Consider the following 16,847-nt stretch of genomic DNA (forward strand, 5'->3'; position numbering starts at 1 on the left):
TTCTTATTTCTGGACAATATAAGCCAGGCATTCACGCTGAGCAAAGCCATAATAAACAGTTTGCCCTTTATATTGAGACAAAAGTTCCACTAATTCGTCTTGATTGAAGCTAGCCAACTTAATGACATTTTCCTTCAATTTAGTTACACGACTAAGTAACTGTGTCTCAGGTGTTAACTCTTCCAATACTTCTTCATCAAAATCAACCTTGGTCATCTTAATTTGAGTGCCTTCAAGATAAACCTTATACTGCGGGAAAACTTGAGCAAGCTCAAACAAAATGCTAGCCGTTGGAACCTCTAAATGCTCGGCAAAGACTAAGGCCACCTCATCAGCATTTTCATAGCAAAATCCATAAGATTTTCCTGACAGATTGAGACGAATAAAAGGCTTGTGCTCATCAAAAGATGGTTCAGGGTTAAAGAGGTTCAACTCCTTTGAAAGGTCCAAATAGTATTCCGTCGCTGCTTCAGGAGATTGTTTTTGGTAAATCTCTGCAAAATAAGCATTAATCACGCTTGGTGGTGGCGTAATGAAAGCCAATTTTTGACTGTCAGAAAGGTCTGACAAGGTATTTTCTAAATAGACCTTATCTAAACTTGTAAAACCACCATATTTTAAAGCTAAATCCATATAATCAGTCATAAAATTCTTCCAATTTCCATTTATTTTTCGGTGAAATATAACCTGTAATTTCTTCCACTTCTGTCTCAAAAGTGTAGCTATCTAGCAAGGCTAATTGACTCAATTGATAAAGTTTATAAGCTTGATCCTGATGGACCTTAATACTAAAGGGTTCAAAAATCTGTTGAATTTCGTCAATCAAGAGTCTTCTGAGGGCCTCACGACTTCCCTTGTCACGTGCTGAGAGGCGAACATTAGGAAAGACTGTTGCTACTAGGTTATCAGCTACATCCATCTTATTGTAAATTGCTAGACGAGGGATATCAGTCATGTCTAAGTCTTTGAGAATGTCTAAGACCACCTTTTCATGCTCTTCGTGATTAGGATCACTCGCATCAATAACATGCAAAAGAAGGTCCACATTACGACTTTCTTCAAGAGTTGACTTAAAGGCAGCAACCAATTCTGTTGGCAAGTCCTGGATAAAACCAACCGTATCTGTCAAGGTCACTTGAAACTGATCCTTTAAGTAAATTTTCTTAGTCGTTGCATCCAAGGTCGCGAAAAGTTCATTAGCCTCATATTGCTTATCATCCGTCATTAGGTTCATGATCGTTGATTTCCCAGCATTGGTATAACCAATCAAACCAATTTTAAAGGTACTTGAATCAACACGCTTTTCGCGAATGGTTTCTCGGTTCTTCTCAACAATCTTTAACTGGCGTTCAATATCAGCAATCTGGTTACGAATCGAACGACGATTGAGCTCCAACTGACTTTCACCAGGTCCACGGCTACCAATGCCCCCTGCTTGACGGCTGAGCATAATCCCTTGACCAGCTAAACGGGGCAACATGTATTTTAGTTGAGCTAAGTGAACCTGAAGTTTTCCTTCATGGCTTCTAGCCCTCATGGCAAAGATATCCAAAATTAATTGCATACGATCAATAACTTTTACGCCAAATGCTGCTTCAAGATTGGTATTTTGACGAGGCGTTAAACGGTTATTGACGATGACAGTGCTAATCTCATCCGCATCCACCATAGCCTTGATTTCTTCTAATTTTCCTGAACCTACGAAAGACTTACTATCATAGCGTTCACGTTTTTGGGTATAGCTAGCTACAACCTCTGCTCCTGCAGTTTTGGCAAGACTGGCAAGTTCCTCCATTGACATGTCAAAATGCTCTGTTTCTTGCAATTCAACACCTACTAAAATAGCACGTTCTTGCTGTTTGGCTGTCTCTATCATAGCAAACCCCTTTTCGAAATAGTCGACTTCTATTATACCACAGGCAGGGGCAAAGAAAAGGTCACAGACCTTAATTTTTTTCAAAGAAAAACAAGTTGGATTAACCAACTTGCTTTCTCTTAATGTTTACGTGTCGGTTTCTTTTTCGAACCCTTACGACGCTTGCCTTGATGAATGCTTGGCGTATTTTGAGAAATGGTTTGACGCATTTTCTCAGTGGCCTTATCAACCTTATCTTTAGCCTTGCCCAATTCTTGAGTGGCCATAGTAACACTCTTCGAAGGCTTGTTTTTCTTAGACTTGCTCTTAGAAACAGGTTTCACTTGACTAGTTCCAGACGTACGCATACGACGAGACATAGCCAGGAGAATTTTATTTTCCTCGTTGAGGTTAGTCTGATAAGCCATTGAAAGCACCAAACCAACACCAATCAAGTTAGAGATGAGCGATGATCCCCCTTGTGAAATAAAGGGCAAAGGAATACCTGTCAAAGGAAGAATTCCCACTGCTGCCCCAATATTTTCAAAAATATGGAAGACAATCATCATGATAAAACCTGTCGAAATAAAGGTATAGAAACGATTGTTAGACTTAAACGTCACTCGCAACATGCGGTAAATGAGGAAGAGATAGGTTAAAAGAACCAATCCACCGCCTACCAAACCAAAATCTTCCGCAATGACTGTGAAAATCATGTCACTCTCACGAACCGGTACGTTCAACTCCAGATGATTAAAGCCTTTACCATAGATTCCTCCAGTACCAATCGAAATCATCCCTTGGGTCTGTTGAAAGGCGATACCATCTGCATAAGTGAAGGGATCCAACCAAGCTGAGATACGGTTAATCTGGTAGGTTTGCACCCCCATCTTGAGCATGGCTTCCTTACCCCAATCTGTGGTAAATACCATTACAAACAAGGCTAATCCTGTTGCAAAAGCTAGAACTACCGGCAAGATAATACGCCAGGATATCCCCGAGACCACTACGATACCGGCTAAAATAGCCAGAAAGACTAAGGCAGTCCCCATATCTCCTTGAAGAACCAGTAAACCTAAAACAGGGAGCGTGACTGCAACATATTGGAAGAGCAATAACCAGTCATCCTGAAGGTTGGTCACTTCCTTACCTTGCTTAGCCCAAACACCTATTCTTGATAGAAAAAGGATGTAGGATATCTTCATAAATTCAGATGGTTGAAAAAGGGTGACTGATCCAATGCTTACCCAGTTTTTTGCTCCCGTCGAAGCTACCAAAGCAGGGGAATAGAAAACGAGAGGTAGAACCATAAGCCCCAGACCGAAAATATAGAGCCAGGGGGTTACCTTCCAAAGAAACTCTGTATTAAATAACATGACAACAAAAGCAAGTACTGAACCTAGAAAAATCCATAGTACTTGCTGAGACATGACTTGCACAAGATTCTTTGGGTAATCAAAATTTGTCGCGATAAATATCGAAACCAGGCCAACCAGTAGCAATATGAGAACTGGCAGGAGAATCGAGTAATCTATCCGACTTTCAATAGTATTTTTTGACTTAGCCATGTGTACTCCAAAATAAAGATTTAGCAAGAGTTATTATACCACTTTTTTGGCCAGACAAATGACCTGAATGTATAAAAGTTAGACAATTTTTTACGAAAAAAGCCACCACAAAAGTGATTGACTTCTTTCATTCATTAATCTTAATTTGACACGTAGCCTTTTCCTTGAGCATTGAAGTATACCCATTGCCCTGAAGGAATTTTAACCCAACGATTAATAGCCTTTTCCCCTGTATGAACATCATAGTAAGAGATTGAGCCATCAGGATTCGCAGCTGTTGCACCTTTCACTTGCTTACCAGTTTGGTCAAAGTAAAGGTTTTGGCCGTTGATCGTCTGTTCGCCAACAACAAGTTCACCTTTGGCATCAGCATAATACCAGTTGTTGTCTCCAGTAGTGAAGAAGGTTGATACTAACTTATTACCAGTAGCTCCATGGTAGTATGAACGGCTGCCATTCGCATTTGTTGCAAAGTCACCTTTAACCTGTTTACCATCAGTAGCAAAGAAGAGTTTTTGACCGTTAATCACTTGAGCTCCTGTAACGACATTTCCCTTATCATCAGCATAATACCATCTATCATGACCGGTAGTGAAGAAGGTTGATACCAATTTATCACCAGTATTCCAATGGTAGAATGAACGACTACCGTCAGTGTTCATTACGAAGCCACCCTTAACTTGACGACCATTTGCATCAAAGTAGAGATGTTGACCATTGATAATCTGAGCACCTGTGACATTACGTCCATGTGAATCTGCATAGAACCAGTTGTTGTCCCCTGTAGTATAGAAGCCTGGTGTATGTGCCTTAGTCACAACACCCTTAGCATCGATATTAAAGGTTTGACCATTAACTACTAGTGATGTATCCACAAGTTTCACACCTGTAATGGCATCGTAGTATGAAGTCGTTCCATCAGGATTGTTCACGAACTCACCTTTAACTTGTTTACCTGACTCATCAAAGTAGAGCTCGTCACCATTGATGGTTTGCGCACCACGAAGAACATCACCTTCGTTATTTGCATAGTATGTAGCATCACCAACTTGGAAGAAGCGGTTCTTAACTTGAACACCTTTTTCATTGAAGTAAAGGTTTTGTTTGCCTACCTTAGTAAATCCAGTGGCAACATAGCCCTTATCATTAGCGTAGTACCAGTTACCATCTTGTTCAAAGAAGCCTGAGTACTTACGTTCACCTGAATCGCCACAGAAGAACATCAAATGTCCATCTTTTGTAGGAATGAAGATGCCTTTAGCTTGGTAACCATTGTCATAGAAGTATTTTTCCTTACCTTCTACTTCAGTCAAACCAGTAGCCATGATGCCACCTTTGAAGAAGTATTGGTAGAATTTCTCTTCCTTACCACTATCATCTTTAACAGTAACTTCTTTCCAACCAGTTTGAGTCGTCAATTTACCTGACTTACCATAAACCAATGATTGACCTTTGGCATTTTTAATAACACCATCAGTAAACATAACACCATTTGGCAAGAAGAAATAGTTTGAACCGTCGATAGCTTGTTCACCAGTTACAAGGTAACCCTTATCGTTAAAGTAGTACTGTTTGCCATTATATGTCACAAATTGACTCTTAGCTTGAGTACCAGATGTTGTATAATAAGTTACCCCTGTACCATCATAAGCAAATCCAGTTTTAGCTTTTGTATCACCAGTCAAGGCAGCTGGAAGGAAGGTACCTTTATCGTTAACGGTGAAGTACAATTTACCATCGCTGAGAACGTAGTCTGAACCACGTTTTTGGATGTTTGTACCGTTAAAGTACTTAGCTTCCCATTGTTTAATCTTCACAGATGGATCAATTGTCTTACCTGACGCTTCCATAACTTCTTTGAAGATTTCTGGATAAAGTTTTTGAAGTTTGTCGAGGAAGGCCCCACCATACTGTGCTTGGAAATCATTTCCTGATGACTTGGTATTTGTCACATAGAGCTTATTAACCAAGCTAGTATCATCAAGCACCTTACCATGCGTATCTGTACGAGTAGCTGTCACTACTTCTTTACCTGGGAGAGTATACAATTGGTCTGGAACCCAGTCAGCAATGACTTGAATACCTTGTTTGTGAAGAGCCTTGAGGGCATCACGAAGATCTTCTTTTGAACCATATTTATTGTTTTTGCTCATGGCAAAGTCGTAACGGTCTGTGAAGGCATAACCATTTTCAATAATAGAATCAAGGAAAGTGCCATCCTTAGATGAGACATATTGAGGTGCAATCTCAAATGACGTAATACCCCATGACTTGAAGAGGTCTGCGTTAGCTGCAATCAATTTGTTAGTATATTGACTATCCTCTTTGACAAAGTCTTGGAAGTTTGAGAAACCTTCGTAAATCACTTGTGCTTCAAGTGCTGCAGAAGAGCTATAAACCTTATCCCCTTCTTTGTAGGCTTTTGTTGATGGTTTGGCAAGAACGTTTTGATCGTCAGTCGCACCTACTGGTACCCAAACTGAAAGGTAACCACTCATATCAACAGTCTTAAAGCCTTTGATTTCATCAGCTGTGAAGACAAGATTTCCTTGTGCATCTGTGTATTTAACAATCTTAGTATCTGAATCATTCAATGAGGACACGATACCTTTATCCGTACCAAGCAAGAGTGGACGGTAGGCTTGGTTCTTGTGGGCTGCACCCATATTTACAGTAATTGTTTCACCATCTGCTAATTTCAAATCTGGGTTATTAGCAATGAGGGTCAACATACCAGAATTACGACCGTATTTTCCACCTTCTGTATCAGTCTTAGACATCAAATCTTGACCATAACGGACAGAAACCAAAACTTCTTTATTGTCTTTAGCAGACGATACGCCATCTCCAGCAAGATTGTGGATATAAGATGTTTGTCCACCAGCTACATATTTAGGACGCGCTTTAAGAAGAGTTGTGATTTGATCAAAGTATGGTGATTTCTTAGCCATGTACTGACCATTATCAGTATACAAGTCTCCATAATAAACACGTGTTGCTGCACCCATTGTTTGAAGCATCAAAGCATAAGCTCCAGGAATATTTGAATGCGTATATTCCTTATCCACTTTCAACATATCAGCATTATAAATGTCAAAAGCTTGTTTCAATTGATCTAATGTAAAAGTAAATCCATCTGTTGTAGGATCAATTTTTTTGCTGATAATGTCTGCGATAACCGTTTGAACTTCTGAGTCGTGTGCACGAACAAAGAGATAGGTTGCAAAACCAAGTTGATCATATGATGTAACTTCCGCACGGTTTGAAAAACCGAAATAACCACCGTTAATAAGGTCCTTCATTGATGCATTACGAGCACCTGTACCTTTATTAGTTACTGGACGAGTCAATCCATGAACAATAGACAAACGGAGACCATTATCCATAGAAAGGGCAGCTGTATTATGTTCGTCCACATAATATGGGTCGTTTTGAGACCAAGCTTCAAGAATTGAGATATTAGCAAGGGCACGTGCTTCAGACTCATTGACCTTGTAAGCAGCCTTCATGTATGAAGACACTAATTGAAGCATATCGATGCTGACATTGTCCACAGCATCAACACGGATACCATCAAAGTGAGCATCTTTGTCCTTGTCACCAAAGACGATTTGTCCCCAGTTCATGAAGTAATACAATTGGTTAAGCATTTCAGCTTGCACAATTGGGTTTGAGTTGTCGATATCGCTTGAAAGCAAGAACTCATAACCAGCATCACTACCACTCTTGATCTTATCGTTTGCCAAACGACTTGTTGCCGTTTGGTCAAGTTTACGGTAGTCTGAGTTAGCCCACTTCGTTAAATCACTATTAACAAAGAGGAGAGCCCCTTTTTGGAAGTGTTCTTTACCTGGAGATTCAGAGTTAATGTCCCATTTATCTTGGTCTTTAACAAAGGCCTCGATTGACTGACGCAACCAGTCTGTTGACTTATTAGCAGCAATCTTAACCTCAATCTTACGTTGAATGATTTGAGCAGCGGCATTCAAGCTAGCTTGAGAATTTTCAATCGTAAAGACATCTTTTGTTTCTTCACCATTGCTAAGAGCCTTAGTCATGTAGTTCAAGTAAGCTACTTGAGTATCCTTATCAGGCCACCAAGACATCAAAAGTGGGCGAAAATCTTTTTCAGTTGACGCTTTCCAAGTTGTTCCTGCTTCAAGGATTTCTTTTGGACGGTACCAACTATCAGCTGTCAAATAACCATCAACAAGTTCAAAGCTTGCTTTTGTTGAATCGTAGGCAGCATTGTTTTTAGTAAAATCAGTGACAAGATTTGTTGTTTCTTGTGTGAATGAATAAGTTGATGTGCTTGAAAGGACACCATTCTCATCAAAATAAAGGACCTGACCATTTACAGTAATGGCAAAGTTTTTCTTATGTGATCCATCTTCTAAAAGATAGTAATATTTACCATCTTTTTCTTTTTTAATATTATCGAGTGAGACTGCAGCTTTAATTTCAGCTTCAGAAAGCTCTTTAGACTTCTCAGTCGTTGGAGCGGCTACTCCAGCATTTGCAGCTACTTCAGATGTTGTAGCTGTTTCTGGTTTAGCGGCTACTTCTGGCTTAGCAGTCGTTTCAGGTTTGGCTTCAACCTCTACTGCTGCAGCTCTATCACTAGTTGCTCCTGAATTTGGTTGAACTGTCGTTTCAGCTGGTTTATCAGCAGTAACTGCTGCTCGGTCTGTTGTTGTGGCATTTGAAGTATTTGCCACCTCTGTTGTTGTGCCTACCTCTTTTTCAACCACAGGATTTGTATTTTCCCCGACTGTAGTTGTTGAAGGTGATCCATTAGTATTATTTATTTCTTCTGCCGAAACAAGTGAAGACGTGGTAACACTAGCACCAACAATGGTAGCCAAGGCTACTGAAGCAACCGCTAAAGTAACCCATTGCTTCTTCACTTTGTGCAGTTTATAGCGTACTTTATTTTCCATATTCAATTTTTCCCCAATATATTTTTTGTCTAAAAATCTACACCTTAAAGACTCATTCATTATATCATTTTTTAGCGCCAAAAAAACTTGATAAATCTTATTTTAACGAGTTTTTTACTATCTTAATGAAAGATTAAATAATTGTCATGTAATCGAATTGGATACTGTCAATAATTTTGTGTAAACACTCAAGTAGAGTTGAAGAATGTTAATCAAATAAGCTTTCAAGTGTGTCAGAACATTGGCCAAACCCTCTATGGATTCGTTGACTTTGCTTGAAATTATAATCTTTAAACAAAGTAACTAAGTAACGTTTCAGAGTCTCCTCGTTAGGGAAAAGAACCTGCTTTTTCGTTTGACGTTTGATTTCTTTGTTAAGAGACTCAATGAGGTTTGTCGAATTAATGCTGTTCCAAATCTGGTAGGGAAACTGATAAAAAGTTAAAAGATTATCCGTATTCTCCAGACTTTCCATGACTTTCCTATACTTTGGTTTCCATTCAGCGATAAAGTCCTCCAAAGCCAGGACTGCTATTTCTAAATTTTCAGTACGATAAATCGTTTTAAATTGCTTCAAAATAACCGCTCTATCTGCTCGTTTCACTTTACTAGCTAGATTTCGACTAATATGAATTAAGCAACGTTGTTGTTTAGCTAATGGGTAAGCCTGACTGATCATCTGCTCAAGCCCCTTGAAGCAATCGGTCGCTACATGAGAAACCTGTTGAATGCCTTGTTTTTGAAGCTTATCTAACAGGGTGGACCATGAATCATTGTTTTCATTTGGGGCGATTTCATATCCAAGAACAACCTTCTGTCCTTCTGGTGTAATGCCAAGTGCGATATGAATACATTCTTTATTAACGGCTCCACGTCTTAATGGAAGATAGGTTCCATCAAGAAATAAAACAGAGTAATTGGCTTCTAAGCTTCTCTCATGAAAAGCAGAGACATTCTCCTGAGTTGTTTTTGAGATATTAGAAATTGTGGCAGGACTATAGTGATGACCATCCATTCGCTCGATGATGTCGCTAATTTCTCGAGTCGTTACGCTGGTTTGATAGAGTTTGATAACCATCTCTTCCAAGTGGTCATCTCGACGTCCATAAGAGGGGATCAAAGCTGGACTAAAGTTTCCATTACGACTATTACCAGAATTATAGCCTACTTTATCGTAAGGCTCATACCCTAAAAGGGCTGACAATTCTGCTTGAAGCGGATCATTCATCGCCGTTTCAAGAGAAGTACGGAAAAATTCATCAATATCTTGCTTTTGGGCTAAGAAGTTAAGTAGTTCTGTGCTAAACTGAGTCATAGGAATAAATCTCTTTCTAGTAATGTTTCGCAACTCTACTATAACGGATTTATTCCTTTTTGTGTTTACACAACATATTGTATACTATCCTCTGCAAAATATAGATATAAACATTTTATTCTATTTTGTACAGAAAATAACAACAAATGACCATATTCCTTGCCTATTTTCAATCATTTTGATACTCTACAATTGGAGGTATATATGACTAAACAAAAAATAAATCAAATTGTCGGTTCCATTGGGGCCTTTATCGGGATTATTGTATTTATCGCCTACATCCCACAAATTTTTGCCAATTTACAAGGCAACAAAGCTCAACCATTCCAGCCTTTATCCGCAGCAGTATCTTGTTTAATTTGGGTTCTTTATGGATGGACAAAAGAACCCAAGAAAGATTGGATACTAATTATTCCAAACTCAGCTGGTGTGATTTTGGGTGGACTCACTTTTTTGACTTCACTTTAACAAATTTAATAGTATGTATAAAAAGCTGAGATGAGTTTCTCAGCTTTTTCTCTATTCTCAGATAATTAAACGCTGCACTCACTAACTTCCGCTTTTCCATTCACAATCATTCTCATGGTCATCAACTAGACCTGCCGCCTGTAGAAAACATACTAAGATTAGTAGTGAAGAAATCTCCGACGGGAGTGAGTACTCACTACTTTTTCTTTGTGTTAAAGTAGAGGTGTCTTGTGAAGTCGTGGCTTCTTTTGGCGCTAGACGCCGTAAAAAAACTGGCAAGACACCTGTTTTAGATGGAATTTTATCAAAGTATGTTGGACGCTAGACGTCGAGTATTGAAAATGAAATCACTAAAATAAGGAATCATTCAAGACAAAGAGGTAAACATAATGCGGACAGTTTTTGGAATTGATGTGAGTAAAGCAAGCTCAGAAGTCGCTATTCTTGTGAATGGTGAAAGGGTTCATGGCTATACTATGTCTAATGACATTATCGGATTTTCTCGTCTACTGAAGGACTAAAGACCGTGAGAAACCCCGAAATTATTTTCGAAGCTAATGGTGTCTACTCTTGTCGACTTCAGGCTTTTCTAGAAGAAAACAGCTATGACTATACACGTCTTAATCCTTTGGAAGCTAAAAAGCAACTTGACAGCTTACGAGTCCGGAAAACCGATAAAATTGACGCAGGGAAACTAGCTTCGTCACAATTCGTTTTAAACCGTAAGCCAATTTATGTTCAAGAAAAAGTCTATCAAAACTTGCATGATCTTAGCCGGTTCTACCAAAATCTGACAGAGGATATCGTAAGGACGAAGAATAGGCTGCACAAAGTTCTTCAAGTCGCCTTCCCAGAAATCGAGATTCTACTATCTACTCCTGCAGGTGAGCAATATTAGAATCTCGTGTCCATCTTCCCAACAAAGCATTAGGTGCTGGAATTATCGGAAGTTGAGTTGAAAGAGACTATTCGCCAGTCAACCTCTAAACGCATTTCAGAGAACAGAGTAGGTAACTTGGCTGAGAAGCTAGTTGGACTGGTAAAGCAATCTTATTCTGCCATTTCAAAAACCTCTCCTATAATAGAAGAGGTTAAGTATAATGCACAGAAACTTATAAGGTTGACAAGCCGTCGAGAACAAGTTTTAGAACAGTTGATAGAGTTAGCTAAACCTCTACCTGAATATGTGATTCTTCTCTCTATTCCTGGCATCGCAGAGACAACGGGTACAAGCGTTATTGGCGAATTAGGAGACATTCGTCGCTTTACGTCTGCTAATCAAATCAACGCTTTTATCGGTATTGATCTCAAACACTATGAGTCGGGAGATTTCCTAGGTCAAGAGCATATTACTAAGCGTGGGAATCCTTGTGCAAGAAAAATTCTGTACAAATCTATTCGCAATATCGCTTCAGCTAGCCATACCAATCCTTGTCATATCGCAGATTTCTATGAGAAACGAAACAGACAATCGACAATAGCTTCAACTAAGCCACATACGATTTCCTCTATACATCGTCTCATTCGAACAATGTATTACCTCATTACGCATAACAAACTTTACGATTACTCTTTGACCCAAAATCGATAAGGCTGTCTATGCCGTATTATGGTAACACCTTGTTTCAAAAAATACCAGATGAGGTGTTTTTTTAGCATGCCCATTTATGGATCAAAAAGTGTTAAAAATAAGACAGTAACCTCAGAATAGCCACTATCTTATCTCTTTTTTTACTTAAAGCCTTGATAGACTTGGCAAATGGTAGAAAAAGAGAACCGAAGTTCTCCTTTTTATTTTATTCTATTAGTTTAACACTCTAGGTGGGTAAGCAATACCAGTCTTATCAAAGTAAACGTAGATTCCTGGTTGGATTTCTATCCATGTGCTGATGGCTTTCTTACCACTATCACCATAGTAATAGCTAATACGACCATTGCCAGCAGTTACCGTTTGTCCTTTTACTTGTTTACCATCTTTAGCGAAGTAATAGGTATCAGCACCGATTTTAACTTCACCAGTTACTGTCTTACCATTAGAACCAATATAATACCAATTGTTATCACCTGTTGTGAAGAATTCATTAGTCAAACGTTCACCTGTTGCAGCATCGTACTTGCTATAGGTACCATCTGCATTCTTAACAACGCCACCTTTAACTTGGCTTCCATCTTCTTTAAAGTAGAGGTGTTGTCCATTGATAACTTGAGCACCTGTAACAGTCTTACCGTCAGCGCCTGCATAGTACCATACATTTCCATCAGTTGTGAAGAATTCGTTAGTAACTAATTCTCCAGAACCTTCTTTGTACTTACTATAAGTACCATCTGCATTCTTAACAACGCCACCTTTAACTTGACTTCCATCTTCATTAAAGTAAAGTTTTTGACCATTGATAACTTGAGCACCTGTAGCGGCAACACCATTTTCATCGAAGTGGTACCATTTACCATCGATGTTCCTCCAAGTGTTCTTGATAGCATTACCAGTATGAGCTTCGAAGTAATAAGTCTTACCTTTATAGGTTGCTAACTTATCTTTAGTTTGGAAACCATCTTCACCAAAGTATTGTGTGGAACCATCGATAACAGTAAGACCTTTAGCCATGACACCTTCATTAGTGAAGTAACGGAATTTCACAACCTTAGATTCATTACCATCTTTATCAGTTTCAGTTACATCAAATTTAGTGTAACCACCCTTGTACATTTGACCTTTATAGTTATAAAGGTAAGTATTACCGTTAGCATCAACATAGAAGGCATTGCTCAACATGATACCATTTGGCAAGAAACGATAAACATCTTTACCATTTGGTGAGTATTCACCATTTGTAACCATGTGACCACGTGCATCAAAGTAATAGGTATTTCCATTGAAAGTAACAAAGGCAGATTTAGCTTGATTACCACTTGTACCGAAGTAAGTGATTCCCTTACCATCATTTGAGAACCCAGTAACAGCCTTTTCATTTCCTGTCAATTGAAGAGGAATGAAGTTACCTTCTTTAGTGACAGTGAAATATTTACCAGTTGCTTCATCGCTAAGTACATAGCCAACACCGCGGTCAAGAACGTTTGTTCCGTTGAAGTATTTAGCCTTCCATTGTTTCAATTTAACAGAATCATCAATTGGTTTACCAGTTGAGATCATGTTTTCCGTGAACATTTTAGGGTACTTAGCTTTAAGTTCAGCTAAGAATTCGCCACCATATTGAGCTTGGTAATCCCTACCTGATGACTTAGAGTTAGCTACATAAAGTGAGTGATCAATGATAGCATCTGCAATCTTACGTCCTGCACCGTCAGTACGAGTCGCTGTTACGACTTCTTTACCTGGCAATTGGTAAATTTGGTCTGGAACCCAGTCAGCGATTGCTTGGATACCCGCTTTGTGAAGGGCTTTAAGAGCATCACGAAGATCTTCTTTAGAACCATATTTATTGTTCTTACTCATGGCAAGATCATAACGATCTGCAAAGGCATAACCATTTTGGATAACTGAGTCAAGGAAGGTACCGTCATCGGCAGATACAAATTGTGGTGCCATTTCAAATGATGTTACGCCCCATGATTTGAACAAATCAACATTTTCAGCAATCTTACGGTTAGTATAGACTGAAGGATCTGAACCATCCGGGATAGTTTGGAAGTTTGAGAATCCTTCGTAGATCAATTGTGAATCATAAGCCTCAGTCGCTTTAAGGGTCAATTCGCCTTCTTTTTTAGCTTCTGTTGAAGGTGCTACACGGATATCTTGATCATCTGAAGCTCCGACTGGAACCCAAACTGCTACGAAACCTGACATATCAAATGTTTCATAACCCTTGATGTCATTAGCGCCGAAAGTCAAGACACCATTGCTGTCTGTTTCTTTCACGTAACCTGCTGCGATTGCCTCTGCATCAGATGTAAAGTTCTTGATACCATCAGCTGTACCAACAATCAAAGCACGGTATTTCTGGTTGGCATGGATTTTACCCATTTCAACATTAAGTTTAGCTGACTCATGCAAAGTCAATTTTGGATTATTCACTACAAGAGTTACCTGACCAGAGGTACGGCTGTATTTAGAACCTTCTGTATCGTCAGCTGTCATGATGTCTTTACCATAACGTACTGAAGTGTAGACTTCACTTGTGCGGTAAAGTTCAACATCTGAATTGTCCATCTTACCATCAGTTGGCAACCAGTAAGAACGTTGCGCTTGTCCACCAGATACATACTTGATACGGTTCTTCATCAAGTTAACGATGGTGTCGTGATATGGTGATTTAGTTTCCATATAGTGACCGTCATCTGTATAAAGGTCTCCATAGTAGACACGAGTGATCGTTTCCATGTTCTGCAACATTACAGCATAAGCTGCAGGGATGTTATTCAAGGTATATTTCTTATTGCTGCTGAGCATGTCTTTGTTGTAAATTTCAAATGCTTGCTTCATTTCAGAATCAGAGATAGTGAAACCATCTGATTTTTTATTGATTTCTTTCTTAATGATTTCAGCAATAATATCTTGAACGTTGTTATCATGGGCACGGATAAAGACGTAGTTTCCTGACGCGTCTCCGTATTTCTCATTGTATTTACCAATTGTAGACTGTTTAGCTGTACCGTCTTCGTTGTAGGCAGTGCTTCCATCTTTGTTAATCCAGTCAGTCTTAAAATCGCGTTGAGTCGTATTGAAAGTATTGTTATACAAAGGACTTACAGCTGGTGTACGATCCTTAATTGGTTTAGCCAATGAGAAAAGGAGGGCCAAACGTTGTTTATTTTCCATGGCAAGCGCAGCACCATCAGTCTTGTCATTGTAATGGTTGTCGTTAAGACTCCACGCTTCAAGAACTGAGATATGAGCAAGAGCTTGCGCCTCAGATTTATTTACACCATAGTACTCACGGAAATAGTTTGTGTAGAGTTGAAGCATGTCAGCATTGACATTATCTACCGCATCGACACGGATACCATCGAAGTTAGCATCCTTGTCACCCATAACAATTGAACCCCAGTTCATAAGGTAGTGAATTTGGTTCAATTGTTCCGCTTGAACAACTGGGTTAGATAAGTCTACGTCATTAGCAAGCAAGAAGTCGAAGCCACCCATGTGGTTTGGGTCAGACTGCTCATCAAGAACTGACTTATTAATCGTACCAGTCTGGTTAGTAGCCGTACGGTTCAAAAGACGATAGTTAGAATTTGCCCATGGTGTACGTGAGTCATTCACATAAAGAAGGGCTCCACCTTGAAGGTGATCCTCTCCTCCACCTTTTGAATAGTTTTCAGTTTCTTTGTTCCACTGTGGTTGTGTCTTAACAAAGGCAGAGATAGTTTCACGCAACCATTGTGTTGATTTTTCAGCCTGAATCTTTTGTTCAATCTTAACTTGGATATCCTTAGCAGCACGATTTAAGTCTGCTTGCTTATCTGTGCTTGTGTACTTAGCCTCCAAGTTGAAGACTTTAGACATGTAGTTCAAGTAATTAACTTGCGTATCTACATTTGGCCACCAAGCCATCAAAAGTGGACGGAAATCTTCTGCAGTTGATGCTTGCCAAGTCACACCATCTTTGATGATAGAAACTGGACGGTACCAGCTATCAGCAGTCAAATAACCATTAATCAATTCAAAACTTGCTTCAGATGAATCGTAGGCACGGTTATTGATTGAGAAACCATCAACAATATTTGTTGTTCCAGGTGTGAAAGAGTGTGTTGATGAACTTGTAAGGGCGCCATCTTTGCCGAAGTAAAGCAATTGACCATTTACAGTAATGGCAAAGTTTTCTTTGTGTGAACCATCTTCATTAACATAGTAATATTTACCATCAGTGTATTTGATGTTTTTCAAAGAAAGTGCTGCTTCCACTTCTGAATCTTTCAAAGCAGCTTGAGGAGCTTTAACTTCTGTATTGACGACTTCAGCCTTAACTGTAGCTGGTTGTTCTTCTGCTTTTTCAGTAGTAACAGCTGGTGCATCTGTTGTCACAACTGCTTCTTTATTTGGAACAGCTGCCACTGCTACATCAGCAGTAGTTGCTGTTTTAGCTGCTTCAGCTGTTGCTTGTGTATTCGTTGTAGCTGCTGTTTCGACAGTATTTGTTTCTTTAGCAGGTGTCAAAACATCTGCTTCTTTTGTATTTGTACGTTTATCGACTTCTTTGGTTGCTTCAGTAGAAGTAACTAAATCGGCTGTTGTATCTGAATTTGGTTGAGTTACTGTCTTAACTTGAGTTTCATCCGCTGAAACTGAAGATGTTGTTGCAGACAATCCTCCTACGACAGTAGCAAGTGCTGCAGAGGCAACTGCAATTGTAACCCATTGCTTCTTAACTTTATGAAGCTTATAGTGTACCTTATTTTCCATTATAATTTTCCCCGTGATTTTATTTGTCAAAATCAGACTGAAATCTATCCGATTTCAAACAATTACATTATATCATTATTTTCTAACTATTTCTCGAATTAATTGTTTTTTTTATAAAATATATGTAACATAATATTAATATTAGAAAGGTTTTGTAACACACCTATTTCATAGGCTTTCAATTCTCATTTTTATATCATTTGATAAGTAAAACTATTTTTTATAAAAACCACTAAAACCCTTGATACAATGGCTTTTACAACGATTCTGACTCAAAATTGATATTTGTCAGATTTTTTTCTTTAAGGAGCAAAAAAAGGCAAAATTTCTTTAAACGATT

At 38.9% G+C, this 16,847-nt stretch carries 6 protein-coding genes and 3 pseudogenes; 2 read left to right on the top strand and 7 right to left on the bottom strand.

The features are described from left to right. Positions 1 to 3 precede the first annotated feature (3 nt). From H7T99_RS01210 to H7T99_RS01230, 5 genes and pseudogenes are all read right to left on the bottom strand, one after another. Positions 4 to 645, bottom strand: a complete 642-nt coding sequence (locus H7T99_RS01210) for a cystathionine beta-lyase (protein ID WP_037601068.1) — start codon at positions 643 to 645, stop codon at positions 4 to 6. Further along, complete coding sequence (hflX, locus tag H7T99_RS01215) at positions 638 to 1,876, bottom strand: GTPase HflX (RefSeq protein ID WP_037601066.1); 1,239 nt, start codon at positions 1,874 to 1,876, stop codon at positions 638 to 640. The genes H7T99_RS01210 and hflX overlap by 8 nt, the downstream gene beginning before the upstream one ends. 377 nt (positions 1,877 to 2,253) lie before the next feature. Continuing rightward, positions 2,254 to 3,423, bottom strand: a pseudogene (locus H7T99_RS01220) (FtsW/RodA/SpoVE family cell cycle protein); the annotation flags it as partial. Positions 3,424 to 3,563: 140 nt separating this feature from the next. Next, complete coding sequence (locus H7T99_RS01225; protein ID WP_037601063.1) at positions 3,564 to 8,363, bottom strand: glycoside hydrolase family 70 protein; 4,800 nt, start codon at positions 8,361 to 8,363, stop codon at positions 3,564 to 3,566. Positions 8,364 to 8,571: 208 nt separating this feature from the next. Further along, positions 8,572 to 9,678, bottom strand: coding sequence for an IS256 family transposase (locus H7T99_RS01230; protein ID WP_037601060.1), 1,107 nt, complete (start codon positions 9,676 to 9,678; stop codon positions 8,572 to 8,574). Between the two features lie 204 nt (positions 9,679 to 9,882). Between H7T99_RS01230 and H7T99_RS01235 the strand changes: the two genes are divergently transcribed. Next, the gene (locus H7T99_RS01235; protein ID WP_037599404.1) at positions 9,883 to 10,146 is read left to right on the top strand and encodes a SemiSWEET family transporter; all 264 of its coding nucleotides are present in this window, start codon (positions 9,883 to 9,885) and stop codon (positions 10,144 to 10,146) included. Between the two features lie 81 nt (positions 10,147 to 10,227). Here the strand turns inward: H7T99_RS01235 and H7T99_RS10650 are convergent. Next, positions 10,228 to 10,293 (bottom strand): annotated as a pseudogene (locus H7T99_RS10650) (DNA-3-methyladenine glycosylase I); the annotation flags it as partial. A 242-nt stretch (positions 10,294 to 10,535) separates the two neighbouring features. Between H7T99_RS10650 and H7T99_RS01240 the strand changes: the two are divergent. Further along, a pseudogene (locus H7T99_RS01240) lies at positions 10,536 to 11,737 on the top strand (IS110 family transposase). Between the two features lie 213 nt (positions 11,738 to 11,950). Here H7T99_RS01240 and H7T99_RS01245 read toward each other — a convergent pair. Then, positions 11,951 to 16,507, bottom strand: a complete 4,557-nt coding sequence (locus H7T99_RS01245) for a glycoside hydrolase family 70 protein (protein WP_037601054.1) — start codon at positions 16,505 to 16,507, stop codon at positions 11,951 to 11,953. Between the last annotated feature and the right edge of the window lie 340 nt (positions 16,508 to 16,847).

It is taken from the genome of Streptococcus sp. 17.1 (assembly GCF_016648655.1).
Lineage (GTDB): Bacteria > Bacillota > Bacilli > Lactobacillales > Streptococcaceae > Streptococcus > Streptococcus salivarius_E.

What these genes read in the sequence shown, in the direction of transcription:
- H7T99_RS01210 (WP_037601068.1), bottom strand. Translation starts at nt 645, where the DNA reads ATGACTGATTATATGGATTTAGCTTTAAAATATGGTGGTTTTACAAGT.
- hflX (WP_037601066.1), bottom strand. Translation starts at nt 1,876, where the DNA reads ATGATAGAGACAGCCAAACAGCAAGAACGTGCTATTTTAGTAGGTGTT.
- H7T99_RS01225 (WP_037601063.1), bottom strand. Translation starts at nt 8,363, where the DNA reads ATGGAAAATAAAGTACGCTATAAACTGCACAAAGTGAAGAAGCAATGG.
- H7T99_RS01230 (WP_037601060.1), bottom strand. Translation starts at nt 9,678, where the DNA reads ATGACTCAGTTTAGCACAGAACTACTTAACTTCTTAGCCCAAAAGCAA.
- H7T99_RS01235 (WP_037599404.1), top strand. Translation starts at nt 9,883, where the DNA reads ATGACTAAACAAAAAATAAATCAAATTGTCGGTTCCATTGGGGCCTTT.
- H7T99_RS01245 (WP_037601054.1), bottom strand. Translation starts at nt 16,507, where the DNA reads ATGGAAAATAAGGTACACTATAAGCTTCATAAAGTTAAGAAGCAATGG.